23 protein-coding genes are annotated in these 24888 nt (G+C 46.0%); 11 read left to right on the forward strand and 12 right to left on the reverse strand.

Annotation, left to right across the window (positions count from 1 at the left end):
* Position 1: 1 nt before the first annotated feature.
* Positions 2-766, forward strand: a complete 765-nt coding sequence (locus RH45_RS04960; RefSeq protein WP_008074461.1) for a ferredoxin--NADP reductase — start codon at positions 2-4, stop codon at positions 764-766.
* A 36-nt stretch (positions 767-802) separates the two neighbouring features.
* On the opposite strand, the gene RH45_RS04965 is transcribed toward RH45_RS04960, so the two are convergent.
* Positions 803-2233, reverse strand: coding sequence for a methyl-accepting chemotaxis protein (locus RH45_RS04965; protein ID WP_008074463.1), 1431 nt, complete (start codon positions 2231-2233; stop codon positions 803-805).
* Positions 2234-2538: 305 nt separating this feature from the next.
* Between RH45_RS04965 and RH45_RS04970 the strand changes: the two genes are divergently transcribed.
* Both RH45_RS04970 and RH45_RS04975 read left to right on the forward strand, forming a co-directional pair.
* Positions 2539-2895: a hypothetical protein gene (locus RH45_RS04970; protein ID WP_008074464.1), complete on the forward strand. Its 357-nt coding sequence runs from the start codon at positions 2539-2541 to the stop codon at positions 2893-2895.
* A gap of 9 nt (positions 2896-2904) precedes the next feature.
* Positions 2905-3252 (forward strand): GlpM family protein, encoded by a 348-nt coding sequence (locus RH45_RS04975; RefSeq protein ID WP_008074466.1) that lies wholly within the window; start codon positions 2905-2907, stop codon positions 3250-3252.
* A 35-nt stretch (positions 3253-3287) separates the two neighbouring features.
* Here the strand turns inward: RH45_RS04975 and RH45_RS04980 are convergent, their stop codons facing one another.
* From RH45_RS04980 to RH45_RS05000, 5 genes are all read right to left on the reverse strand, one after another.
* Positions 3288-4127 (reverse strand): energy-coupling factor transporter transmembrane component T family protein, encoded by an 840-nt coding sequence (locus tag RH45_RS04980; RefSeq protein ID WP_008074468.1) that lies wholly within the window; start codon positions 4125-4127, stop codon positions 3288-3290.
* Positions 4124-5818, reverse strand: coding sequence for an ABC transporter ATP-binding protein (locus tag RH45_RS04985; protein ID WP_008074475.1), 1695 nt, complete (start codon positions 5816-5818; stop codon positions 4124-4126). Before RH45_RS04985 ends, RH45_RS04980 begins: the two co-directional genes overlap by 4 nt.
* Before the next feature lie 6 nt (positions 5819-5824).
* On the reverse strand, positions 5825-6373 hold the full coding sequence (locus RH45_RS04990) for an ECF-type riboflavin transporter substrate-binding protein (RefSeq protein ID WP_008074476.1): 549 nt from the start codon (positions 6371-6373) through the stop codon (positions 5825-5827).
* Between the two features lie 259 nt (positions 6374-6632).
* Positions 6633-7763 (reverse strand): HlyD family secretion protein, encoded by a 1131-nt coding sequence (locus tag RH45_RS04995; RefSeq protein ID WP_008074478.1) that lies wholly within the window; start codon positions 7761-7763, stop codon positions 6633-6635.
* Positions 7763-8149 carry a DUF3302 domain-containing protein gene (locus tag RH45_RS05000; RefSeq protein ID WP_008074481.1) on the reverse strand — a complete coding sequence of 129 codons (387 nt, stop codon included), beginning with the start codon at positions 8147-8149 and terminating at the stop codon, positions 7763-7765. Before RH45_RS05000 ends, RH45_RS04995 begins: the two co-directional genes overlap by 1 nt.
* Positions 8150-8288: 139 nt before the next feature.
* On the opposite strand from RH45_RS05000, the gene RH45_RS05005 reads away from it, so the two are divergent.
* The gene (locus RH45_RS05005; RefSeq protein ID WP_008074483.1) at positions 8289-9179 is read left to right on the forward strand and encodes a DMT family transporter; all 891 of its coding nucleotides are present in this window, start codon (positions 8289-8291) and stop codon (positions 9177-9179) included.
* 4 nt (positions 9180-9183) lie between these two features.
* Here the strand turns inward: RH45_RS05005 and RH45_RS05010 are convergent, their stop codons facing one another.
* The 4 genes from RH45_RS05010 to deoD all read right to left on the reverse strand — a co-directional run bounded on the left by RH45_RS05010 (position 9184) and on the right by deoD (position 14599).
* A complete protein-coding gene (locus RH45_RS05010) occupies positions 9184-10764 on the reverse strand; it encodes a GGDEF domain-containing protein (protein ID WP_008074485.1) in 1581 nt (526 codons plus the stop codon).
* Positions 10745-12232, reverse strand: coding sequence for a hypothetical protein (locus RH45_RS05015; RefSeq protein ID WP_008074488.1), 1488 nt, complete (start codon positions 12230-12232; stop codon positions 10745-10747). Before RH45_RS05015 ends, RH45_RS05010 begins: the two co-directional genes overlap by 20 nt.
* Before the next feature lie 127 nt (positions 12233-12359).
* A complete protein-coding gene (locus RH45_RS05020; protein ID WP_008074490.1) occupies positions 12360-13829 on the reverse strand; it encodes a hypothetical protein in 1470 nt (489 codons plus the stop codon).
* A 59-nt stretch (positions 13830-13888) separates the two neighbouring features.
* The gene (gene deoD, locus RH45_RS05025) at positions 13889-14599 is read right to left on the reverse strand and encodes a purine-nucleoside phosphorylase (protein WP_005375140.1); all 711 of its coding nucleotides are present in this window, start codon (positions 14597-14599) and stop codon (positions 13889-13891) included.
* A 344-nt stretch (positions 14600-14943) separates the two neighbouring features.
* Between deoD and RH45_RS05030 the strand changes: the two genes are divergently transcribed.
* From RH45_RS05030 to RH45_RS05045, 4 genes are read left to right on the forward strand one after another with little or no spacing between them, the layout of a single operon-like run.
* On the forward strand, positions 14944-15894 hold the full coding sequence (locus RH45_RS05030; protein ID WP_008074492.1) for a YbgA family protein: 951 nt from the start codon (positions 14944-14946) through the stop codon (positions 15892-15894).
* Positions 15884-16687: a MerR family transcriptional regulator gene (locus RH45_RS05035; protein ID WP_008074494.1), complete on the forward strand. Its 804-nt coding sequence runs from the start codon at positions 15884-15886 to the stop codon at positions 16685-16687. Before RH45_RS05030 ends, RH45_RS05035 begins: the two co-directional genes overlap by 11 nt.
* Positions 16687-18111 carry a deoxyribodipyrimidine photo-lyase gene (gene phrB / locus RH45_RS05040; RefSeq protein ID WP_008074496.1) on the forward strand — a complete coding sequence of 475 codons (1425 nt, stop codon included), beginning with the start codon at positions 16687-16689 and terminating at the stop codon, positions 18109-18111. The genes RH45_RS05035 and phrB overlap by 1 nt, the downstream gene beginning before the upstream one ends.
* On the forward strand, positions 18101-19006 hold the full coding sequence (locus RH45_RS05045) for a L,D-transpeptidase family protein (RefSeq protein ID WP_008074499.1): 906 nt from the start codon (positions 18101-18103) through the stop codon (positions 19004-19006). The genes phrB and RH45_RS05045 overlap by 11 nt, the downstream gene beginning before the upstream one ends.
* Before the next feature lie 62 nt (positions 19007-19068).
* Here RH45_RS05045 and RH45_RS05050 read toward each other — a convergent pair whose 3' ends face one another.
* Complete coding sequence (locus RH45_RS05050; RefSeq protein ID WP_008074501.1) at positions 19069-19317, reverse strand: Lpp/OprI family alanine-zipper lipoprotein; 249 nt, start codon at positions 19315-19317, stop codon at positions 19069-19071.
* A 343-nt stretch (positions 19318-19660) separates the two neighbouring features.
* Between RH45_RS05050 and RH45_RS05055 the strand changes: the two genes are divergently transcribed.
* Complete coding sequence (locus RH45_RS05055) at positions 19661-21007, forward strand: DEAD/DEAH box helicase (protein ID WP_039958197.1); 1347 nt, start codon at positions 19661-19663, stop codon at positions 21005-21007.
* A gap of 67 nt (positions 21008-21074) precedes the next feature.
* Here the strand turns inward: RH45_RS05055 and RH45_RS05060 are convergent, their stop codons facing one another.
* On the reverse strand, positions 21075-22718 hold the full coding sequence (locus RH45_RS05060) for a methyl-accepting chemotaxis protein (RefSeq protein ID WP_008074504.1): 1644 nt from the start codon (positions 22716-22718) through the stop codon (positions 21075-21077).
* A gap of 375 nt (positions 22719-23093) precedes the next feature.
* On the opposite strand from RH45_RS05060, the gene RH45_RS05065 reads away from it, so the two are divergent.
* A complete protein-coding gene (locus tag RH45_RS05065; RefSeq protein ID WP_008074506.1) occupies positions 23094-23915 on the forward strand; it encodes a phosphate ABC transporter substrate-binding protein in 822 nt (273 codons plus the stop codon).
* A 93-nt stretch (positions 23916-24008) separates the two neighbouring features.
* Positions 24009-24888, forward strand: an 880-nt coding sequence (gene pstC, locus RH45_RS05070) for a phosphate ABC transporter permease subunit PstC (protein ID WP_008074508.1), incomplete at its 3' end; no start/stop codon positions are given.

Below are 24888 nucleotides of genomic sequence, written 5' to 3' on the forward strand. Positions count from 1 at the left end.
TATGACAGCACTCAATGGTTTTTCTTTAGCCCAAATTGAGCGCCGAACAGAATGGACGAGCGAGCTATTTAGCTTGCGGGTGACAGGTGCTTCGGTTCGTTTTCAAGCGGGCCAATATGTAAAGCTCGCGATTAAAGACGAAGATGGCAAGGTGATCAGCCGTCCTTACTCCATTGTTAATGCACCGCTCAATAGCAGCGACATGATGGAGTTTTTGATCGTTGCCAACCCCAAGGGGGCGCTCTCCCCCAAGTTGCAAGCCTTACAGGAAGGGGCCCCGATTTATGTCAGTAACACAGCACATGGTGATTTGACCTTCAACAGCATTCCCAAACACACGCGTAATCTATGGCTACTGTCTACCGGCACCGGAATTGGGCCGTTTTTGTCTCTGCTTGATGACATTAATCTTCGCCCTGGCAACGAACATATCGTGTTAGTTCATGCCGTTCGCCACGAGCGCGATCTGGTCTATCGTTATCTAATTGATACCTTGATTGAACAATATGAAGGAAGGTTAACCTATGTGCCTATTGTGTCGCGAGAACCGTCTACAAAGGCTTTGCAAGGTCGAATCCCTCAATTGTTGGCGCAACAGAAGATTCAACAAAAAATCGATATAGAGCTTACGGCGAGTGAAAGTTTTGCCATGCTGTGTGGTAACCCAGATATGATCAAGGAGACACTTCAGGTATTGAAAAGTATGGGATTAGATAAGTATCGACGAGCATCGGGTGGTCATATTCTTTATGAACGCTACTGGTAAAAAAAATCCCTGCAGAGGCAGGGATTTTTGTTTCTATTAAGTGCGGTATTGCTTGAGAATTTGCGACAGAGAAATGGTTGTTTGGGTTAACGCTTCCACTCCCTGAGACGATTGCTCAGCAACAGTGCGTAGTGCATTGGACTGGCTACGGATATCTGCCAGTTCTGCTGCGATGTCGTTGGCGACTGCGCTTTGCTCTTCAGCTGAAGTTGAGATCTGAATACTCATCTCAGTCAGAGAGTGAGCAGAGTTAGCAATTGCTTGAACATCTTCACCGATCGCCGACACTAATTCACTACTGGTCTGCGCTTGAGAAACCGTTTTTGAGGTGATGGTGGCAATGCTTTGACTCTCCGACTGGAGCTTCTCGATCATCGCTTGAATCTCAACTGTCGCAGCCTGAGTACGGCTGGCAAGCGTACGAACCTCATCAGCAACAACGGCAAAACCACGGCCTTGTTCACCTGCACGAGCAGCTTCAATAGCGGCGTTTAGTGCCAGTAGGTTGGTTTGCTCGGAAATCGCATTGATGGTGGTGATAACCTCATTAATCTGAGTCGTGTTCTCGTTCAGGCTAGTGACCGAATCTTCTGTTTGAGCGATGTATTGCGACAAGGTGTCGATCTCTTGAATCGCAGAAAGCACACGTTTGTGGCTGCCTTCGATGTGCTCTGAGTCATTTTCTGTCTGTTGAGTCGCTTGCTGAGAAATCCCTGATACTTCTTTCGCTGACGCTGTCATTTGCTCCATCGCTGTCGCCACTGAGTCCAATGAAGCATATTGACTGCGAACTTGAGATTCACTCTGCTTCATATCTTGCTCAAAGGCCGCTGATGTCTCGGTTAACGTTTGAGTATTTTGGTTTACGTTGGTGATCAATTCACTCAGAGTGTCCATCGCTTTATCTAACGCGCAACCAATGGTACCGAATTCATCACGGCCAGGGTGGAAGCCTAAGCGTGATGTAAGGTCACCTTCACCGATACGTTGTGTCGTCGTGTATAGAACCCAAAGTGCACCACCTAGGAAGGTTGCAACCCAGTAACAGAACAGTCCAAATGGTAAAGCCCACAAATAGCTGAGTAAAAAAGTGGAAAGGGCTTGAGATTTGGCTTCTTCAAGTTGGCTTTTTGCATTTACTGCCAACTGGTAGCTTTGGCCATTTGATGCGCGTTGGAATACGGTGATCATGCCGTTGTTGTTTTGTGCGTCTTGGACACCAGAGGCCTGACTTATCCCTGATTGGTTAAGCAGTTGGTCTGGAGTCGCCACGGAAACTAACGCATCCAATCGACTTTGGGCGGTAATTTGCGCTGAACGCTCGGCTTGCTCTAGGGTATCGAAGTAACGACCACCGGCTAGAAATGAGACTGTGATTAAGAAAAGGCCAACTACAACCCAAATCTTGTCATTGATAGACATTTTAATAAACAGTCGGTCTATCGTCCTAAAATCGACTTCTTTCATTTTAATTCCCCTGTCTACACCCTGTTGTCGTCGGAAAAAGTGTTGTCATACAAAAATGTTAAAACTATCGGTATTTATGATGATTTTATGCGAACTGTTTCAAAATGTAATGCAATGACTATGTTTGTATTTACTTCATTTGTGATTAAGGTCTAATAAATGGCCCATTCTATGGTCCGGAACAGCGCCTAGATGGATTTGTAGACCTTTTTCATCTGGTGAGAAAGTAACCAAAGCTAAGGCTCGTTTTTCCATGCTTTAACCACTACTCTGAATTTTGTCTCTCTAATAATAGGTTTCAATCAGTGAACTTGATCGTCAATATTCACAAGAATGTACGTAAATATGGTTTCGAAATGGCGACGCGTCAGGCGTGGAAGTGTGGAATCAAAGCGAACTTGGTTAAGCGAGTGATTGGCGTGGCGCGGGGCCAGATTGTTTGCGTGATTGAAGGGGTGAGGCCAGAACTCTCGACCGAGATAAACAACGCACTTCACAACGAAGAAAAGCAGGGTCGATATGTCTTCGTTGGTGGTGTTTTGTGGCAACCCAATGATCTGCTGGCTCCGGGCTTTCCTGATTTTATGTTCATGCATCTGCGCAATTTGAGCAGTAAACATAAGTATATGTCTGATGATGAATTGTTTACTAACTTGGCGTAGGTCGAACCGATGCTGAGCTTATTTGCAAAAAGCCTATTGGGTGCAGCCGCTGTATTGCTGATAGCGCTACTGTCAAAAAGTAAGAATTTTTACATTGCTGGACTTGTTCCACTCTTTCCAACCTTTGCGCTTATTGCTCACTATATTGTTGCCACGGAACGGACGATGGAAGCTCTGCGTGTGACGGCGCTGTTTGGTCTATACTCGCTGCTGCCTTACGCAAGTTATTTGATCGCAGTTTACTATTTCAGTTTCCGATTGAGCTTACCTTCGACCCTGTCCTTAGCCACGGCAATATGGGCGTTGACCGCCGCCATGCTACTCGTGGTTTGGAGCAGAACAATGATAGCTGCATAGATAGTAAAAGGCCTGACGTATGCCAGGCCTTCTTCTTAGAATGGGTACCAGAACAATTGAGGTTCGAGTACTCGTTTAGCGATAGCCGCCGCGACGACCAATACGATCATCACTAAGCAAATTTTATCGGCTCGCGAAAGTGGCTTTAGGCTGTACCATGTACGACTCTTGTTGCGGCCAAACCCGCGCAGCGTCATCGCATTGGAGATCTCTTCTGCTTTATCCAAGCTCGAAAAAATCAATGGCCCAAGAATTCGAGCGACATTTTGCATGCGCTGGAATAGTGGAGTGCTTTTGGAAATGTCTAATCCGCGTGCTTGCTGAGCGTGAATAATATTAACAAAGTCGTTTTTTACTTCAGGCAAGTAGCGCAGTGTCAGACTGACTGCGTAGGCAATTTTGTAAGGTACCCCAATCCGATTCAAGCTGGCTGCGAACTCAGTTGGATGAGTGGTAAAAACAAACACCAGCGCAATCGGGAACATGCTGAAGTACTTCAAGGTTACGGTAACCAAGTAAAAAAGTGTCTCTTGAGTCAGCGTATAGCCAGCGGGTAGGGCAATTAACTCTGTTGTACTGCCAATGAATACGCTCCCTTGGCCCGGCGCGAGCAAATACATGAACAAGGCGTTAAGTGATAACACACTCGCCGTTGCGATAAGCAGTGGCTTATATACGCTGAACGGAACGCGCGTTAGTTTAAGTAAGCCAAGCCCTGCTACGATAAGTAAGGCGATTAAGCGTAAATCAAAGGTAGTGAGAACCACGCTAACCCAAGCAATGAACAAGGCAAATTTAGTGATGCCATTTAGCTGATGCAGTGGGGATTTGGTATCAACATAATTAATGCCAAATTTCATTTTCGAGGCATTCATACGGCGTGCCCCTCGTGCTGGATGAAATACTGCATAAATGCGTCTTTGTTGGCTATGGCTAACTTATCTGCCAATTCATACAAACTGGTGGTTGTTAGGTTGGCTTGGTCGAGTAACTGAGGCGCACTAAATACTTGGGTCATAGGCGCATCGGCGATCAATTTGCTGTCAGAAATGACGATCGAACGCTGGGTATACTCCAAGACTAAATGCATGTCGTGAGAAATGATCATGACTGTGATACCAAGCTCGCGATTCAATTTGGCAATAAAGCTCAGCATCGATGTGTAGTTACGATAATCTTGCCCAGCGGTTGGTTCATCGAGAATAAGCAACTCTGGCTCAAGCGCTAAAATAGAAGCGATAGTCACTCGCTTCTTTTGTCCATAGCTTAAGGCTTCAATTGGCCAGTGGCGGTATTTACTCAGTCCGCACAGCTCCAATGTCTGAGTGACTTTTTCTTCAATCGCTTGCTCATCCAACCCTTTGTTTTTGAGTCCAAAGGCGATTTCGTCAAAGATCATATGATGAGAAATCATGTGGTTGGGGTTTTGCATCACCACGCCGATTTTTTGGCTGCGCTCGAAGATGGACAGTTGTTGCAGATCTTGCCCGGCAAACTCTATTCGACCCGCATCAGGTTGTATGACGCCCATAATCAACTTGGTGATGGTGGATTTTCCTGACCCATTTTTGCCAAGAATGGAGATAAATTCACCGCGCTTCACTGAGAAACTGATCTCATCAAGGGCGTTTTTTTCACCGTCGTAGGAATAACTTAGATTATCGACGTGGAGTAAGGTTTCAGACTTTAAGCTCTGTTTCGTATCTGCAGTCTGATTGCCCCAGAGGCTAAACTGAGCGCGAAATTGAGTAACATCTAAAGATTGCAAAGAGGCTGGCCGATCACTCTCATTTACTTCGCATCCAGCGGCTTTGAGCGCAGATAGGTATAACGGTTCACGGATACCATGTTCAGCAAGTAGGGAAGAAGCGAGCAGCTCATTGGGTGTCATATCTGCCACTATGCCCCCCTGCTCCATCATAATGATGCGATCAACAGGACGATGTAATACATCTTCGAGGCGGTGCTCGATAATAACCACCGTTTTTCCTGACTCTTTATGCAGTTGGTCGATAATTTCAATGGTTTTACGACCCGTTTTTGGATCAAGCGCGGCTAAGGGTTCGTCAAACAATAGAGTGTCGACGTCATCGACAAGGATACCCGCAAGCGAAACACGCTGCTTTTGGCCACCTGACAAATCGTGTGGAGAGCGATCCAGCATCTCCTCCAGTTCGACCATTTTAGCGGTCGACTTAACCACAGGGTACATGTCTATGTTTGAGGTGCACTGATTTTCCAAGGCAAACGCGATGTCTTCACCAGTGCTTAAGCCAACAAACTGGCTGTCCGTATCTTGCAACACGGTACCAATTTGTTCGGTCATATGATGCAGCTCTAACCGCGCACTATCTTTACCGTCAATGTAAAGCTTACCGGAAACTTCACCTTTAATCGCATGAGGGATAAGGCCGTTGAGGCATTGGCCAAGGGTAGATTTCCCACTACCACTTGGACCGATAATGACGATTTTCTCTCCTTTCTCTATCCTTAGATTGATATGTTTAAGCGTCGGTTTATCCAGCGACTCATACCTAAAAGAGAAGTCAGAAAATTCAATTGCCATTGATGATTAAGCCTCAGTCAGATTACGGCTTTGGGCGTTGCGTTTAGCAACTGATTTAAGAATGAAGTAGCCCACTACAGCAATGAGTACGGTGTTACCCGCTGCGATAATAGACAGCTGTGTGAAAACTTTAGTGAACGGTTCAGCGTAAAGAATGGTATCTAAGAAAGCAGAGCAGCCATAACCGATTATGTTGCCAACCAAGGCAAGCAGCACAAATAAGAAAAAGTCTTTGTGGTTGAAGTCGCCTTTGTCTAATCGGCGTTTCGTTAACGTTGGGAAGAAGCCGATCACCAAACCAACAATGCCTGAGCCTAGAACCCAAGTTAGCCACACCCCCCATCCAGCAAACAAGTCAGTCACCCAGTGGCCAATAAAGCCAACCAAGAAACCAACCAAAGGTCCGAAAAGAACGGAAAATAGGGCCAGGACCGCCATAGCCGGTTTTAGTGTGGTATTGGCAAAGACAGGAATGCCAAACATAGGTAGACCACCAATGCCGTAGAGTGCTGCGCCGATGGCAATAACAACAACGGTTTTAGCTGAAAGATTCATAGATAACCCTTTGTATAACGTCCATTCAAACTTGAGGTAACGGCAAAATCCGTGACGATTAAATGGTAATAAACTCTTTAAAGAACATAACCATAGGTGATTATTTTGATTGAATTTTGTACACCCATAAAAACAAGGCGCAGATTATACCTGTTGAGGGTGCGGTTGGAAAGCTAACTGTCTAGATGTCTAGTCGACATCTAGATCGTTCGGAGCGCGTTAAATAAAAAAGCGGGCTGTCCGTCAGCCCGCTCTAGCGTTAATGGTCGAGATAGAGGTAGTTTTGCCAACTCTTCATGCGTATGAGTACTTTGCGCATAATCGACACGTGAGTAAATTTATCCGAATAAACAGCAACTTCGACCGCTGTCCCCATAGGCAAGTGGTAATCGGTTAAATCGTCTGTGATTTTGAGAGTGACGAACACGCGACCGCTGGTTCGAAGCGCCTCTGTACCCAGTAAGTTGCCTCTGGCTTGGAACTGGCTTTCACCAATGGCTGGTAATACATCGATGACCTCACCTTTAAACACTTTGCCGGGCAGTGCTCTAAACAGAAACTCTGCTTCATAACCCGGCTTTAAGCGTTGTAAGGAGTTTTGTCTAAACGCTGCGGTGTAAATTTTCTCCTCTGTATGAACAAAGGTCATTACAGGTGCAAGCGGAAGAGGAACTGCCATGACGCCTGGACGAAGGGCAAGTTGTGTGGCGAAGCCATCGGTCGGTGCACGGACGACTGTTTGATCTAAATCGAACTCAGCTTTGCGCAGTTCAGCTAGAAGACGAGCCACAGTGGTGTTTTCACCACCGATTTCAGAATCGAGTGCTAGTTCTGCTTGCTCAACGCCTGACACGGCACGTTCTACCGCGGCTTGAGCGGCTTTGTATGCTTGACGACGGGTATCAAGTTGTTGCTCTGTAAAGGCGCCTTTGTCGTAGCCTCTTTGATATCGAGCGAACTCTCGCTGAGCTTTATCTCGTTCCGCGATAGCTTGATTTTCTGCTGCTTTCGCTCCTTGTAGTTGCGACTCAAGGCCAAGCGCACCTTGGCTTGCTTCCTTGATTTGTGCTTCAAGTTTGGCGATTTCGGCCTCATATGGAATTGGGTCGATCTTGAAGAGGATGTCGCCTTTTTGTAGAGCTTTGTTTGGCTCCACGGGCACTTCGATCACTTTACCGCGAACCCCTGAAACAATCGGTGTCGATGAGAACACTTGGTTGCCGACTTGAGTGAACGGGTGGTTGTAGTTCATCAATAGAATCAATGTACCAATGAGAACGACGCCTCCGAGCACTGCCGTTGGTACAGTCCACTTGTTAAGTGGGATATTAAAAACTTTGAAAATAGTGATACACAGTGCGGCGTAGGTCAGAATGAGAAGTAAATCCATTATTGCTCCTCCTCGTGACGATCGACATGGACGGAAGGTGTAGAGCTAGCCTTCGACTGCTTAAGGTGGTCGATCTCTTTTTGCAGTTCTGCCACTTGATCGATCAAAGCATCAACTCTGTGGTGAATATCGTGCTGTTCTGCCTCGAGCTTTTGGAAGCCCCAGCCTCGTTCTTTGCGCCATAATGTGGCCCAAATCCATAGAAATGGCCAAATAGCGTGGAGTGTGAATAGGCTAACCCAGCCCGCGTAATGAATGGCGTCCTGATGAGGATGTTCGCGTTCTTTGGCTATTTCATAAGGGATATCATGAATCACAATAATCCCATAGAAGATAACTAGCGCGACAAAGATCAGAAGACCGAGCGCGAAGTAATCTAAAAACATAATGACTTCCTTGTTTTTGGGGCTCGAAGTTTATATCGTACGGTGCTTTAAAAATAAAGTATAGAAGTAAAAACAACAAATTAGAGATATATCTGTTACATTAGTTAGTTGATAGTTTTAACATTTATATGAGGTGGTGATGGCTTATCAAGGAGAGCTCGCTGCAATTATGGCAGCCATGGTTTGGGCGGCGGCGACATGGATATACAGCCAATTCAGCCATCAATTTTCTGCACTGCAGCTTAATATCATCAAAGGGGTGATCGCGTCAGCGATGATGGTCTTGGTTTTACCATTTGACGGTTTGCCCACCGCGCAGATAGAAACTCAACACGTCCTGATTTTGGCAGTCTCAGGCGTGATTGGTATTGCTGTTGGCGATAGTGCGTATTTTGCTTCATTGAAGCGCATCGGGGCTAACAAAACCTTGTTACTCGAATCGTTGGCACCACCATTGTCAGGTGTCCTTGCTTTATTGGCACTGGGTTCTGTTCTTAGCCTGCAAAGTTGGTTAGGAGTGGTGGTAACCACCGTGGCCGTTACTCTGGTTATCTTTCAACCGGATTCTTCTCAGCAAAAGATTGACTCGAAAGGCGTGGCGTTTGGTCTATTGGCCAGTGTCTGCCAAGCGTCAGGGGTTGTCATCTCTCATTATGCTTTGGTAGCGGGCGATTTACCCCCTTTGCTCGGCGCTTTAATCCGCTTGTCTGTAGGTGTGCTGGCAGTGATGGGGGTGATTCGCTTGGTAGAAAAACAGCCGTTTACTCACATGCGGCAGCATCTTAGATCGCTAAGCTCGCGAGCGTTTGTCTGGTTACTCGGTGCAATTTTCGTTGGTACATTTTTGGCTCTTTGGCTGCAGCAAGTGGCACTTAAGTATGCCAATCCGGCCGTCGCTCAGACCTTAATCGCTACCAGTCCTTTATTTATGTTGCTGATCTATTTGGTGAAAGGGGACAGAGTCACCGCCAAAAGTGTCGTGGGTACTCTGGCGGCTGTTGGTGGTATTTCACTGTTCTTTATTCAGTGATCGATTATTCGGTGCAGACTTGGTTACGCCCGTTGGCTTTCGCACGGTAGAGAGCTTTGTCTGCTCGATAAAAGGTTCGTTGGGTATTTTCACCTTCGCGATGCAAGGTAATACCCACGCTTACAGTCAGTCCGCGCTCACCAAGAATGTCATGCCAACCGAAATTAAAGATCCGCTCGCGGTAGGTCTCGGCATGCATTTTCGCTTGTTCTATTGTTGAGCGCTCTAGAATGACCAGAAATTCTTCACCGCCAAAACGAACACAAGATGCGCCTCGGAATTTGAAGTATGTCGATAGCTCGGCGGATACATTGACGATGGCTTTGTCCCCAACTAAGTGACTCAACTCATCATTGATCGACTTGAAGTGGTCGATGTCGATAACCATCAGTGCAAAGGGCACGTCGTGCAGCAGTAAGTCTTTTAGTTTCACATCTAACCAGCGGCGGTTATGCAGCTTGGTGAGAGGATCGGTAAACACATCTTGTTGCAGCTGAGCCACGGTGTGCTTCTGACTTTCGGTGGTTTCCTTTAACTCGCGGTTTTCTAACTCAGAAAGGATCAGCTTGAGCTGCAGCTCAAAGCGAGACAAACGCCTTAACTGACTGGCACCTAATTCACCAATGGGAATGCGCTTCATTAAATCGCTTTCGATACGAAATGCGCGTTTTTGGTAATCAAGGGCGTGAGCAAAGTGCCCCTGCTGTTCGCAAATGGCCGCGAGTGAGTTACACAGTTGTAAGTTGAGAAATGGTGATGCGTACTTTTTGATTCGGCGATGCGCTGTCTCTAACATCCAGTTAGCCCAATGTGCTTTTCCACATTCATTTAAACAGTAAGCGACTTCCAAGCGGATCATATTTGACAGCCACACAGAGTGGATATTACCCGACGAATACTGGACATTTCCCAAACTTTCCATGGCCAAGTCAGTCCGTTTTTCTTGGCGGTAAAGCTTGGCTTGGTAAAGCAGAATCTGTCCAGCAAGAACCTTGTCACTGACTAATATACTGAGCTCTTCGCACTCTTTGATTAGGTCTTTCGCGGCTGTAAAACGGTTTAACTCAATGTAGCAGGCTAACATGTAAAGTTTGTAGCGCAGCCGTAACGAGCGGCTACTGATCGCATGGTCGATACTGTCGATTTTTTGGTAGTAGCGCAGTGCTCGATTGTGATCACCATAAGCATCACAAAGGTTACCCATGCCCAGTACGGCTAATACGTACTCATCGATAAAGCTGTTATCTACCGCAATGGTTGAAGAGGTGATGTACTCATTAAGTGCGCCGCTGTAATCACCACTCTCGACTAAGCGATCTGCAAGGCTGTTTTTGACTTCGAGAATCAGCTCAGCATCTTCAGGCAGTGACAGTAAACTTAATGCTTCGCGAAGCTCCTCGATGCTGGTCATCGGTTGCTTCAATTCACTGCGATACTCCGCACTGATAATTAAACACTGCGCCTTTTCTTGCGAGGTGGAGGCAACATGTTGTCTTACATGGCTCCAAAAAATCAGCGCTTCTTCTCCGCTAACTGAGGAAGCGTCTAACCCGGAGTCAGAAATCTTATTCAGTAACGCTTCCATCTTGCTCTTCCTGTCGCTGATTTTCTTCTAATTGATCTAAGGTGAATGGGAATGAAAGTATATCTTGGTAAACCACTTTCGGTAGTGGTTTATCGAGTCCTTTTCTGTGCCAAGGGTAGATTTCGATCATCTTGGCGAGTACGTGGAACACGTTCAGTGCTTCGTCGCCTTTGTCGGCCAATAGCAATCCTAAGCGTTCACTGTTTAACCGTGATAGCAGATCTTGCTTATTACACAGTGAATGAGCGATTTCGGCACAGACATCTAAATAACCAGGGTCAGAGTGCTGAATCATGATGACAGCATGATTGGAGCGCTTAAGCTCGGTTTTAAAGAGCACCAACTGCTCCCACCAATAGATCTCAGAGACCATTTGGCTGAGGTGTTTTTCTGGATCAAATTCGTGCTGACCACGTATACGGTTAATCAGCTTTCGTGCTCTTTGCTCTAACTGACGTTTTGATGCGCGAGCTTTGTCGTTGCTCACTCTTGCCGTTTGTTCCCTAAGCATATCGGTAGAGTGCTTACGGTACTTTTTAAAGGCTTGTAGCGCGACTTTAAATTCGCCACATTCTTCTGCCACGCGAGACTGTTGGAAACAAATTTGTGAAAGCAGCTCACCATTATCGAACGAGGTCGCGGATTGCTCTGCGTTGGATAGCAGCTCTGAGGCTTTTTGAGGATTTTTTCTCAGTAACTCTAGACGAGCTCGGCTGATAAAAGAGTGTGCTTTCATCCAGACAAGATCGTGTTCCACTGCTAAAGAATGGGCTTTGCTTGTGGCTTCTTCTGCGTCTTCAATCCGTTCTAAGCCAAGTAAGGCTAAACCGCGAAAATCCCAGATCTCAGCTTGCCAAGTATTGTCATGATGGTCTTTTAACGCTTCGGCGGCACCATCGAGAACCGACAACATTTCGACATAGTTGTTAAGGAGGTAGTGATCCCACGCAAGCAGTATTCGCGCCTTACCTTCTAACCAACTGACACGGGCATTGTTTGCGACGGTCACGGCTAGCTCATGGGTCGATTTTGCAAGTTGGTATTCGTGGGTAATTCGCCAGACATTGCCTAAGCCAATCAAGGCTTCAAGTTGTACTTCAACTTCGTCCACTAAAGCAGATTGTTCGAGCGCATTAATCCAATATTGCTGAGCGGAGTAGTATTTTGCTTGTCCCCAGTAGTGGAGGGCATGGATATGTAGGATTTCAGGTAATAAGTCATCCGTATCGAGGGCGCTGAGTTTTGCCTGCGCTTCCTTGATGTACTTGAGCCCTTTGCGATAGTCCATGGTACTCCATGCACAACGGGACATGATGATCAGGCACTGGATTTCGCCCTCAGGATAGAGGATTTGAGAAGAACGCGCGGCACATTGCTCGGCGATAGCTCGAACTTTATCCGGCTCTTTCTCTATTCGAGCCTTTAGTTGATCTATCTCGATCTCTAACAGTCGTTGGCTTTTATCCAATGAATCAATCCCTTACCACGGCGTAACTTATAACTACCCAGTTATTATAAGAATAGCAGTTTAACTTACTCTACTAAAAGTACTAATGCTTGTGTGGTTTACGGGCGCTTGTCACATTTACTGATAATTATGAAAGCAACTCACGTAGCGTCAATGGCGACTGAGTTAAGTCCAGTTTCTGTGCGGCCGTATTTCCACACTTATCTTGGTAGCATAAATTGTGCCATGCTCGGAAGATATCCAGCATTGGCAACAAGCCACCCGGACGCAGTTTACGGCGAGGTTCATTGATAAAGCTTTCAAATAGAGTTTGAAAACGCTGCTGATAAAACGCGGTGTTACGAATAGAAGCCTTAGCCAGCCAGTATTCTGGTTGATTGCGTTCACCCGCGAGATAACAAATCCCTTTAGATTGCTGCTCGACGGTACTGATTGCCCAGCGGTCACGCCACCAACCCATAAGCACGATATCAATTTTGCTTACATCGTTATCTTGCTGCCAGTCTTTATCTTCTTCCACGTACATTAAGTCGATATTTTGGCGCAGAATGCGTGGCAAACAGACACTCAATGCGGCAGAACGCAAAACAGGGTCTTGCGGTAAATAGATAGAGACCTGACTCTCTTCCTGGCACATATCTAACACATGCAGGAAATGCGCGTAAGAGGTATATGGAGGACGAATCAGAGCCCCTTTTGATGGGTAGTGGAAAACAGAGAGGTTCCCCATAGGGTCTTCTACATTGCCACGAGCCAAAATGGTTTGGTATTGCTGGTCAATTCGCTCTTTCAGTAATGGAGAAGGCGTGGGTACCGGCATATTGGCTTCAGATGAGTGATCGCGCGAAACAAACCGAGAAGGGGTCTGATACGGGTTATGATCTAAGCTGCCGTTTGGCTCTTCTTTGGCCGAGTAATTCACGTGCTGACAGAGGATGTAGCCGCTTTCAGCTTCACCCGTTGCGATCCACAGTACGCCATTGTTGCTTTTTGGCTGCAATTGAACGTAGTGGGAAGCGAACTCGTAGCTTTGTGCGTGGTTGACCCAGCGAGCATCGAACATTGCGAGCTTGCGTCGACATCGGCTGGCTATGTGATCGAGGTGATCGTAAAACGTTTTTGGATTGATCTCTAACTTACGGCAGATCTCGCGTACCGAGTAGCCCATAAAGAGCAAACCAAGTAAGTTTTCTTGGAATTGAAGCTTTTTATTTGCCCCAGACCATTTATCGACAAAAGTAGATTGGCAGCACTTACAGCGATAGCGCTGGCGATCGCCGCTGTATCCAAACGCGTGATAAAGGTGTTTGTGGGTATGAACGGACAATCCGAAGTTTTCACAGTCGTCGTTGCGACAGGCGGGTAAGCCGTCACTGTGTAACTGCCTTAATCGATGGAGCTCATTAAGGACTTCTTGATTGTTAAGTAAGGGGGGGAAAGCACCGCACTCCCGACAAACCATCGCAGGTCGTTTAGGGTTCGCATGCTGCACAACGTAACGATGTGCATCACTCAATCCAAAGTTGTCACACGCCAATGTTTTACAAAAGTTGAGCTGTAAACCTTCTGCTTCCTGTGGCAGTTTGCCAGATGTCACTATCTCCCCCTCGGGATTATTCGGGCCGCCAAGCGAAAACTTAGCGGCGAATGGAACAATTAGATATTGATTGCTGTTTCTAGAGCAACTTTCATCATGTCATTGAATGACTTTTGACGCTCTTCAGAGCTTAGTTTTTCACCACGGATGATGTGGTCAGAAACGGTTAGAATAGTCAGTGCTTTAGCACCAAGGTCAGCGGCAACGCCGTAGATACCAGCCGCTTCCATATCCACACCTAGGATGCCTAGTTTTTCCATCTTCTCGAAGATGTCAGCTTCAGGAGTGTAGAAAAGGTCTGCAGAGAAAACGTTACCTACTTTTACAGGAACTTCTTGTGCACGAGCTTGGTTTACTGCTTCTTCTAGAAGACCGTAATCAGCGATTGCTGCGAAATCGTGGTTGTTGAAGCGGATACGGTTAACTTTAGAGTCTGTTGATGCACCCATACCGATAACAACGTCCATTAGTTTTACGTCATCACGAACTGCACCACAGCTACCCACGCGAATAACATTCTTCACGCCGTATTCTGCAATTAGCTCATGTACGTAGATGCAGCATGATGGGATACCCATACCGTGGCCCATTACAGATACTTTCTTACCTTTGTAAGTGCCTGTAAAACCAAACATGTTACGAACGTCACAAACTTGTTTTACATCTTCCAGGAAAGTTTCTGCGATGTACTTAGCGCGAAGCGGGTCGCCTGGCATAAGGACAGTTTCAGCGAAATCACCTGGTTGAGCGTTAATATGTGGGGTTGCCATAGTTGTTACTCCAAGTTTTATAGTCAATCAGTTTCCTGATTACTAATTTTGTTGATTCTGTTTAATCTGTTGAGGCAATACTAGCCCCATAAGAGCTTAGTCCATGAGAAGTATGTCACAAAAGTAGGGTAATGAAAGGTAAAGCGAACAATTGATAACTTTTTCTGTTGAAAGTGGTAATGCAATCGATTCGGAAAAACGATTGCTTATTTGTACTGAACCAATCTCGGTTTTTTTTCGTAGTCATTCTCAACCTATACAATTTTTTTTTTTGTATAACTGAAAAGATTTGTGCTAAAACTTATACAAAGAATAAATTTGTACACCCTTGAGAGGACAGTATGATGAGCAATGTAATTAATATCGGTATCAGTTCGTGTGTGCTAGGTGAGAATGTGCGTTTCGACTCAGGCCACAAGATCAGCAAGTTCGTGACTAAGGAGCTGTCTCCATACTTCAACTTTATGCCCATCTGTCCTGAGGTCGGCATGGGAATGCCAGTACCGAGACCGACCATTCGTTTGATGTCGAATGAAGAACGCATTGAGTTGGTTGAGACAAAGAATCAAGACATCAAACACACGCAAGCCATGACGCAGTATTCGCAGCAGAAAGTGTCAGAGCTGATTGAACAAGAACTGTGCGGCTACATTGTATGTGCTAAGTCTCCAACCTGTGGCATGGAGCGAGTAAAGGTCTATACCAAGGCTGGCGCTGAAAATGTTGGTGTCGGCTTGTATACCGCGGAGTTGATGAAGCAGATGCCGTGGTTGCCAGTCGAAGAAGATGGTCGATTGAACGACCCAGTACTGAAAGAAAACTTTATTACTCGGGTTTATACATTGCATGACTTTTACCAGTCAGTGGGTAGCAATCCAACTCGCGGAGCTATTATTGCTTTCCATTCACGTTATAAATTGACCTTGATGGCTCATCACCCTATGTCCTACAAGCGCTTAGGTCAGCTCGTCGCTAACATTGCTGATTACGAGTTTGATGAGTTCTTTAAGCTGTATCGTGAAGGTTTGATGACCGCAATGGCACACAGAGCCAGCCGTAAAAACAACACCAATGTGTTGATGCATCTTCAAGGCTACTTTAAGCGTGATTTAGACAAAGAGAAAAAAGCCGAACTTTGTCAGGTGATCGACGATTACCGCGTGGGCCTTTTACCGTTACTCGCCCCACTCACTTTGATTAAACACTATCTGGCGACGCACCCAGATAGCTACTTACAACAACAGAAATATTTTGAACCTTACCCGCAGGAGTTACGTTTACGTTATGGATTGTGAAAAGAAGCTATACGCAATCAGAGAGGTCTCTGAAATCACTGGAGTCAAACCTGTAACATTGCGTGCATGGCAACGACGTTACAATCTGATCAAACCCATGAGGACCGAAAAGGGCCACAGGCTTTATCGAGAAGAAGATATCGCCTTAATTCAATCTGTTCAGGCCTGGTTAGACAAAGGGGTTTCCATTGGTAAAGTGAAGGCGCTCCTTGACGCTGATGTGCTAAATGAGGGAACTGACCTTCCGGTTTCAGAGCAGTTAGATGAAGTGGCCTCCCTGACGAGTGCCTTGGCATTATTGAACAAAAAGAAAGTGGAATCGGTCATCAATACCGTTTTGAAAGAGTATCCACTCAGTGTCGTCATGGATCAGTTCGTCAAACCGATTCAAGATTCGTTGTCGTTAGTGAAACGCAATCAGCAGGTACTGCAGGCCGCTTTGTTTAATGGTTTGCTCGTTAGCAAGTTAGAAGCCATCGTAGAAGCGGAAAACAAAGCCGCGCATCTTGGTAAGTGTTTGTACATCAACTTTGACTCTAATAGGGACGTCGACAGCCGAGTTTGGGCCGCGAAATTATCTGACAAAGGGTGGAATATGACACTGCTCGATGGGGTGGATGATATTTCAGGTTTAACGAGAGCAGAGCTGGAAAATATCGGCTTCTCATCCATTGCTTTGTACAGCCCGCGCCCATTGACCGAGCAGCAACTAAGTTCGATCGAAAACGTGAAAAGCACTTTTTCAGGCACGCTTTTTTTGTCTGATGTTCTTAAGGTAAGCGAGGTATCTTAATGAGGCTCGTATGGTTTCGACGAGATTTACGTACCATAGACAATACTGCCTTTATCGCGGCGATCAACAGCAATGAGCCAGTGGTTGCGGCGTTTATCGCAACGCCGGATAGTTGGAGCCAACATCATATGGCTCCAATGCAGGCGGATTTGATCAAGCGCAGATTGTTTGAGTTGCAAAACGATCTCGCGTCACTTGGCGTTCCACTTATTTACGCCGAGACATCGGATTACGCATCCAGCGTTGATGTGGTGTGCAATTGGGTCAAGCAGTACAGCGTAACTTCAGTTCATCTTAATAAAGAGTATGAGATCAACGAGGTCCGCCGTGATGACAAAGCCGAGCAGGCCCTGACTCGCCTCGATGTGGTGTTGCACCGTCATGATGACAAATGTCAATTTATACCGGGCAGTGTTGTCAACAAGCAGGGGCACTACTTCAAAGTGTTCACTCCTTATAAGCGTGCGTACTTGCAAAAGCTGGAGCAGTTTCCGGTGCAAGTACAAAAAGTAACAGCAGTGAATGGACAGAAGGCGAAGGTCGACGAGTGTGATTTATTCTCTAAAGATTGTTCGTTTCGCTACCCAACGGAAGAGAGCCAAGCTTATCAAGTCAGCACTGAGCAGATCCTAGATCAGCTGCGTAGCTTTGTTAAGGAGCACAGTGACGACTATCAAGATGAGCGCGATTTCCCAGCCATTGAAGGTACCAGTCGACTCTCACCTTATTTGGCGATTGGCGCACTGTCAGTGAGGCAATGCATGGCTAGGTTGCTCTATCAGCAAACGGCTCCGTTGAGTGAAGGTCGGCAAACATGGTTAAGCGAATTGATATGGCGAGAATTTTATCAGCATCTCCTTTACTTCGAACCTAAGCTGAGCCGAGGTGAAAGCTTTCTGCCTTGGGGCGTTCACCTAAGATGGGAAAATTGTCCACGTCGCATCAAGGCATGGCAGCAAGGTCAAACAGGTTACCCGATTGTCGATGCTGCTATGCGGCAACTCAACCAAACGGGTTGGATGCACAATCGACTGCGGATGATCGTCGCGAGCTTTTTAGTTAAAGATCTCCAAGTCGATTGGCGAGTTGGTGAAGACTACTTTATGAGTAAGCTGGTCGATGGTGAATACGCTGCAAATAATGGTGGCTGGCAATGGTGTGCATCGACGGGGTGCGATGGCCAACCTTACTTTCGGATCTTTAACCCAACCACGCAAGGAGAACGTTTTGACCCTAAAGGTGAGTTTGTCCGTCGTTGGGTACCAGAGCTCGCGGATTTACCAGACAAGCAGATCCATCAACCAAGCAAATGGCTCAGTGTCAAAGGGTCGTCATATCCTGCACCAATAGTTGATCACAAGGTTCAAAGAGAGATAACCTTAGCCAATTATAAAAATGCTAAGGATTTTTTGGATGCTACGTAAACTCATTGCACTTGGATGCTGCTTTGCCTCCCAAGTATTTGCAGCAAGCTACCCACTCCCCCCGGAGGGCAGCAATATTGTAGGGCGCACGCAATATCACCAAGTCGATGAAGGAGAAACGCTGGCTGAGATTGCTAAGCAATACGATGTGGGCTTTCTGTCTTTAATGGCAGCCAATAAAGGGGTTGATCCATTTTTGCCTCAAGCAGGTTATGTGTTAACTATTCCAACGCAGATTATTCTTCCCCATGTTGAGCGTGAAGGGGTGGTGATTAATTTGGCAGAGTTGCGTTTGTATTATTTTGAACCGAACACCGATTTGGTTCACATCTTTCCTGTTGGTATCGGCCGTGTAGGACGCGACACACCGGAGATGACAACGACGATTAGCCAAAAACGACCTAACCCAACTTGGACACCTCCAGCGTCAATCAGAAAAGAATATCTAGCTAAAGGCATTGAGCTGCCCGCTGTTGTACCCGCTGGCCCTGAAAACCCATTGGGTGAATACGCGCTGCGCCTAGCTCATGGTGCAGGTGATTACCTCATTCATGGTACCAACAAAGATTTTGGTATTGGCCTGCGTGTTAGCTCTGGCTGTATTCGCATGGACCCAAAGGATATTGATTGGCTTTTTCCGCGTGTTAATTTGGGTGATAAGGTGAGAGTTATCAATGAACCGATTAAGGTGTCGCTTGAGCCTGACCGAAGCGTGTTTATTGAAGCGCACGAGCCGCTGACTCGCAGTGATGGTTCGAAGAAGAATTTGGAGATGCCACAAGAGTTGAATTGGTGGCTACAAGAGTTTGATCACTCTGATGTAAAAGCGAAAGCAGCGATACTGGCGCAAAACGGTGTACCAGTAGAAATTGTGGCTCCGACGTTTGTAAACTAAGTTCATCCTTACCAAAAAAGAAAGGGTCTGCAAATGCAGACCCTTTCTTTATAAAGACGAGATTACTTAGTGTATGACTGAGCAATGTTGTCGATACGCTCGTTTGCACGTGCTGCTTCTTCTTGAGCAGACATTGCAGCATCACCTGACTTACGAACTTCTGATTGAAGCGCTTGAACGTCTTGGCTCAGTTGGCTAATTTGGTTGTTTAGCTCATCCATTTTAGCTGTAGCAGCTTCATCTGGACCTGAAGCACAACCAGCTAGAAGAAGTACTGAAGACGCTGCAGCTGCGATCAACATTTTGTTCATAATCGAACTCCTTGAATAAATAGGTATCAATAAGTAGTCCTATACCTTCTATTGCGTATAGTGACGAGAATAGTGTAGTGCCAATTTTAACCTTGTTAAAACAGAATAAAGTCAAAAAAACCCAAGAATTTAGGTAATTATCAAATAAGTTGACCTATGTCTCATTGGTGAGAGGCATATTTCTCGTTAAATGGGACAGTTGAATAACAGCCAAAACGGATTGGCAGCGATATTTTCTGTGATCACTATCTACTTTGTGCAATTGCAGGTATCATAGCCTGTTTTTACAATTTTCAGGCGTTCGGTCAGTCTCTCATTCTGATTAGCGCTACTTGCTGTTCAGATGGAGAATACTTTGCATTTTAAAGATTTAGGCTTAGACAACCGCTTACTTAAAAACTTGAAACACCTTGATTTTAAGAAAGCTACAGAGATCCAACAGAAAGCGATTCCAGTTGCAATCGCTGGTAAAGATCTGTTGGCTTCGTCAAAGACTGGCTCTGGTAAAACGCTGGCGTTTGTTCTTCCAATCTTGCACAAATCCCTTAAGAGCAAAGCTTTTTCAGCCAAAGACCCTCGTGCAGTGATTCTTGCACCAACGCGTGAGTTGGCGAAGCAAGTATACGGTGAGCTGCGTACAATGTTAGCTGGGCTTTCTTACGACGCGACACTTATCGTGGGTGGGGAAAACTTCAATGATCAGGTTAAAGCGCTGCGCAAATACCCTAAGTTTATTGTCGCGACTCCAGGTCGTTTGGCGGATCACTTAGAGCATCGCTCTCTTTTTCTTGAAGGATTAGAAACGCTGGTTCTTGATGAAGCGGATCGCATGCTTGATCTGGGCTTCGCACCAGAGCTGCGCCGTATTCACAATGCCGCTAAACACCGCCGCCGTCAGACTCTCATGTTCTCAGCAACGCTTGATCATGCTGAAGTCAATGACATTGCATTTGAAATGCTCAATGCACCTAAACGTATCGCAGTCGGTGTGTCGAACGAAGAGCATAAAGATATCACGCAAAAATTTTACTTGTGTGATCACCTCGATCATAAAGAAGCCATTTTAGAGCGCGTGATCGAGGAAGCCAACTACAAGCAGTTGATCATTTTCACCGCGACTCGTGCAGACACAGATCGTTTGACGGAAAAGCTGAATGAGAAAAAACTCAAAGCGATCGCGTTGAGCGGCAACCTTAATCAGACTCAGCGAAACACCATCATGAGCCAGTTTGAGCGCGCTGTGTTTAAAATCTTAGTGACCACCGATGTTGCTTCCCGTGGATTGGATATCGCCAACGTTACGCACGTCATTAACTTTGATATGCCTAAGCATACCGAAGAGTACGTTCACCGCGTGGGTCGTACTGGTCGAGCAGGTAATAAAGGTGATGCGGTTTCTTTGGTGGGACCAAAGGACTGGGATAGCTTTAAACGAGTCGAAGCTTATCTACAGCAAGACCTAAGCTTCTCAGAACTTGAAGGCTTGAAAGGCAAGTTTAAAGGCTTGAAGCCACGTAAACCGGATTTTCGTAATAAAGGCAAAGCGACGAATAAAAAAGGTCCAGCTCAAGCGAAGAAAGCAACGAAGAAGCCAATTAAGCGTGATAAAAGCTTCCATCAGAATGTGGCCGTGGGCGACAGCGTGTTCATTCCGAAAAAGAAAGTGGCTCCGAAAGCGGACGACGAGTAACAACATAGACCAAATCAGAAAGGGGCTGCCAATTGGCAGCCCCTTTTTTTATTGCTCACATTAACGATTAGACCTTGAAGAAACCAAGCTGTTGTTTCTGGTTCTCGGCCAATGTTGATAACTCTTGACTCGCGGCCGCAGCCTGAGTGATACCAGTAACGTTTTGGCTAACCAATTCGTAGATGTTACTTAAGTTGTTGTTCACATCTGCGGTCACTTGACCTTGCTCCTCGGAAGCGACGGCGACTTGCGCGTTAATGGTCGTCAGTTCAGAGATAGAGGCACTGATATTGCCCAGAGATTGACGAACTTCTGCTGCTTGAGCCTGATTGTGGTTTAACAACGCCAGACTAGAATGCATGCTTTCATTTGCGGTACCAGATTGGCGCTGAAGATCTTCGATGATGGTCTGAATTTCTTTGGTTGACTCTTGAGTGCGAGCTGCCAGCATGCGGACTTCATCGGCGACGACAGCGAAACCTCGACCACTTTCACCTGCACGTGCAGCTTCAATGGCGGCGTTGAGAGCCAACAAGTTGGTTTGCTCAGAGATGCCCTCAATCACTTCAATGACTTTACCAATCTGCTCTGACTGCTCTTTAAGTGAGTTAACGACTTCCGCCGCTTGAGAGAGCTGGTGGGCCATCTTCTCACTGGTACGGGTGTTTTCTTCAAACACGGCTAAGCTGTCTTTGGCTAATTTGTCTGCCTGATTAGACGCAGAGTCGGCTTGGTTAGCATTCTCCGTGACTTCGCTTGCGGTACTTTCCATCTGGTTAATTGCAGCGGCGACATGCTCAACTTCGTTCTTCTCTTGATCTGAGTTAACGCTTGATTGAGTCATTACGGCTGCCAACTCTGTAGAGGCAGAGGCCACATCAACGCTGATTCGAACTAAGGCATCTACCGTTCCTTTGAGCTGGTCAATAGTAGAATTGAAATCGCGAGACAGTGCTGTGATCTCATTATTACCCTCAACCTTTACTTGAGTTTTAAGGTTGCCATTTGCGAGGTCTTGCATGGCTTTTTGCAACGCTTTAATTGGTGTCACGATGATGCCAGCTAATAGCCAACTGATCACAACGGCAGCCGCTAAGACAATCAACAAACCGACAATGGCGTTAAACATCACACCAGAGTGCTTCTGCTCGTTGTTCTCCACTTCAATCAGCGCCAGCTCATTGAGCTTGCTTGATAGGTTATCAATCGCAAGTACCATGGCATTACCTTTGTCGCGGTAAAGCGCAGAAGCTCGGTCATATTGTTGATTGAAAGCGGCAGAGAGAGAGGTACTAGAATGCTTGGTTTTCAACAGCGGCGTCATCGTTTCGATTGAGTAATTGACGTAGTCATCAATCGCGATACGCATGGCTTTGACTTCATTTTGAAGGCCGTTTACTTGGTCAAGTGAATCAAGCAATCGGAAGTTGGTCTGTCGTTTTAGCTCTAGAGTCGAGGCAAGCTGCGCGACATCATCTGGGCGGAATAGGCTGTAAATCGCCTTGATTCGCATACCATAAGTGTTGTCAATGATCTTAGTTAGATCGTCTTTGTTGGTGATCAGTCCTTCCGTGGAGACAGTAACCTGATTGAAGGTGTTCTTTAGGTTTGATGTGCTGTAAGTGATACCTGCGACAAGGAGTAGCAAAGTAAAAATGACAGGCACAACCACCTGAAGCTTAATGGATAAGCCACTGAGTAGTTGGCGCATGAATTGTCCTCTTCATAAAACAGAAATGTAAATAAATTATTATTTTTATCAATTGCGAGAATGATTCTAATTACCCTGCAAGATAATTCAACCAAGAAAGTTAGAGTTGTGTGCAAATTTTACATCTCGATTTACGCGCTAATTTATTGAAATGTCGTCAATTAATGCAATCCATTGCACTTGTCTTGTTACTGCTTGTTACATGTTTTACCTGTCGTTGTACGGATTTTGTATAGTGAAACCGCTTCCAAAACTTCGCCTTTTATCTGTCATACAGGCTTCAACGAAGTGAAACACAACTGTCATATTCGAAGCCTAAAGTTAGCAGCGTTCAAGTGAAACACAACGGCAATAAAGCCAACTAAGGATATTGTGATGAAAAAGACAGTAATCGGTGCAATCGCACTTCTAGGCGCAATGGCAGTGACTTCAGTTTCTGCTAAAGAAACTATCTCTGCAGTGGGCTCTAGCAGCGTAACTCCACTGATGGAAGTTTTCTCTGAAACATACATGAAGACAAACTCAGACGTATTTATCGAAGTTCAAGGCCCTGGTTCTTCTGCAGGTGTAAAAGCGGCGAAAAACGGCAGTGCTGACCTAGGTATGTCTTCTCGTAACCTAAAAGATTCCGAAAAAGAGCCTGCTCTTAAAGAGCTAACAGTGGCAATGGACGGTATCGCAGTTGTTGTTAACCCGAAAAACGACCTTAGTGGTCTAACTGCTGAGCAAGTAACAGCAATCTACAAAGGCGAAATCACTAACTGGAAAGATGTTGGTGGCGCAGACAAGCCTATCGTTGCTATCACTCGTGACACAGCTTCAGGTACTCGTGGTGCTTTCGAAGACATCATGAAACTGAAAAAGAAAATCTCTGGTAAGAAAGTTTCTGCAATCTCTCAGCGTGCTCAAGTTGCTAACGGTAACGGCGCTCTAAAAACAATGGTTGCATCTAACCCTTACGCAATTGGCTACATTTCTCTAGGCACTGTTGACGCTTCAGTTAACGCACTATCTATCAATGGCACGCCAGCGTCTGTTGATAACGTGAAGAACGGCTCTTACAAAGTGGCTCGTCCATTCCTTGTTCTTTACAAAGAAGGTAAGCCATCAGCACAAACTCAGAAGTTCCTAGAGTGGATGGTATCTGACGATGCACAAGCGCTTGTAGACAAGAAAGGCTACATCTCAGTTAACTAATCCCAGTAAATCTACTTAATTGCTCAGCCTAATTTTGGGCTGAGCCTTTTCTGACTCTGAAACGATTCTTTTCGTTCTCCAGGTAAGAATTTTATGACCATCGCAACCAATAGTGAAAAGCTTATGAATACTGAAGCGACTCAAGTTTCTAAGCCAGCATTACGAGAGCGCAAACGCGTTGACTGGAAAGAGCGCATCTTCCATGGCCTGTTTCTCGCGAGTGCCGTAATCGGTATCGTCTCACTGGCAATTATTGCTTACTTCATTGTTAAAGAATCCATCCCTGCATTCCAAGAAGCTGGAGTGTCGGGCATTGTCCTTGGCCAAGATTGGCTACCACCGGCGCTTTACGGCGTTGCAACCATGATTGTTGCCTCGGTTGTGTCAACATTTGGTGCCGTTATAGTGGGTGTACCCGTAGGCGTATTGACCGCAATCTTCATCGCTGAAATCGCGCCGAAACGTGTTGCCGATGTTATTCGCCCGGCTGTCGAGTTGTTGGCGGGTATTCCATCGGTAGTGTACGGTTTCTTTGGCCTGGTTATCATCGTTCCTCTAATCCAAAATATCTTCCAAGTACCGGCAGGTAACACGATTTTGGCGGGTATTATTGTTTTGGGTGTCATGATTCTCCCCACGGTAATTACCGTCTCTGAAACCTCGATTCGAGCAGTTCCTCGCACCTACAAAGAAGGCTCGCTAGCACTTGGTGCCTCTAAGATTTACACCATATTTAAGCTCCTTGTTCCTGCAGCACGCAGCGGCATTATGACCGGGGTAATCCTTGGAATCGGCCGTGCTCTTGGTGAGACGATGGCGATCATCATGGTAATGGGTAACGCACCCGCAATGCCTGAGGGCATATTGGACTCTGCGCGTACGCTAACGGCCAATATTGCGATTGAAATGTCCTACGCAAGTGGTGTTCACGCTAACGCACTTTACGCCACGGGTGTTGTACTGCTTGTCTTCA

The sequence above is a fragment of the Vibrio sinaloensis DSM 21326 genome, from assembly GCF_000189275.1.
Taxonomy (GTDB): Bacteria; Pseudomonadota; Gammaproteobacteria; order Enterobacterales; family Vibrionaceae; genus Vibrio; species Vibrio sinaloensis.

Bases quoted from the DNA above. Each gene is read 5' to 3' on its own strand.
- RH45_RS04960 (WP_008074461.1), top strand. From the start codon at position 2: ATGACAGCACTCAATGGTTTTTCTTTAGCCCAAATTGAGCGCCGAACA.
- RH45_RS04965 (WP_008074463.1), bottom strand. From the start codon at position 2,233: ATGAAAGAAGTCGATTTTAGGACGATAGACCGACTGTTTATTAAAATG.
- RH45_RS04975 (WP_008074466.1), top strand. From the start codon at position 2,905: ATGCTGAGCTTATTTGCAAAAAGCCTATTGGGTGCAGCCGCTGTATTG.
- RH45_RS04980 (WP_008074468.1), bottom strand. From the start codon at position 4,127: ATGAATGCCTCGAAAATGAAATTTGGCATTAATTATGTTGATACCAAA.
- RH45_RS04985 (WP_008074475.1), bottom strand. From the start codon at position 5,818: ATGGCAATTGAATTTTCTGACTTCTCTTTTAGGTATGAGTCGCTGGAT.
- RH45_RS04990 (WP_008074476.1), bottom strand. From the start codon at position 6,373: ATGAATCTTTCAGCTAAAACCGTTGTTGTTATTGCCATCGGCGCAGCA.
- RH45_RS04995 (WP_008074478.1), bottom strand. From the start codon at position 7,763: ATGGATTTACTTCTCATTCTGACCTACGCCGCACTGTGTATCACTATT.
- RH45_RS05000 (WP_008074481.1), bottom strand. From the start codon at position 8,149: ATGTTTTTAGATTACTTCGCGCTCGGTCTTCTGATCTTTGTCGCGCTA.
- RH45_RS05005 (WP_008074483.1), top strand. From the start codon at position 8,289: ATGGCTTATCAAGGAGAGCTCGCTGCAATTATGGCAGCCATGGTTTGG.
- RH45_RS05010 (WP_008074485.1), bottom strand. From the start codon at position 10,764: ATGGAAGCGTTACTGAATAAGATTTCTGACTCCGGGTTAGACGCTTCC.
- deoD (WP_005375140.1), bottom strand. From the start codon at position 14,599: ATGGCAACCCCACATATTAACGCTCAACCAGGTGATTTCGCTGAAACT.
- RH45_RS05030 (WP_008074492.1), top strand. From the start codon at position 14,944: ATGAGCAATGTAATTAATATCGGTATCAGTTCGTGTGTGCTAGGTGAG.
- RH45_RS05035 (WP_008074494.1), top strand. From the start codon at position 15,884: ATGGATTGTGAAAAGAAGCTATACGCAATCAGAGAGGTCTCTGAAATC.
- phrB (WP_008074496.1), top strand. From the start codon at position 16,687: ATGAGGCTCGTATGGTTTCGACGAGATTTACGTACCATAGACAATACT.
- RH45_RS05045 (WP_008074499.1), top strand. From the start codon at position 18,101: ATGCTACGTAAACTCATTGCACTTGGATGCTGCTTTGCCTCCCAAGTA.
- RH45_RS05050 (WP_008074501.1), bottom strand. From the start codon at position 19,317: ATGAACAAAATGTTGATCGCAGCTGCAGCGTCTTCAGTACTTCTTCTA.
- RH45_RS05055 (WP_039958197.1), top strand. From the start codon at position 19,661: ATGGAGAATACTTTGCATTTTAAAGATTTAGGCTTAGACAACCGCTTA.
- RH45_RS05060 (WP_008074504.1), bottom strand. From the start codon at position 22,718: ATGCGCCAACTACTCAGTGGCTTATCCATTAAGCTTCAGGTGGTTGTG.
- RH45_RS05065 (WP_008074506.1), top strand. From the start codon at position 23,094: ATGAAAAAGACAGTAATCGGTGCAATCGCACTTCTAGGCGCAATGGCA.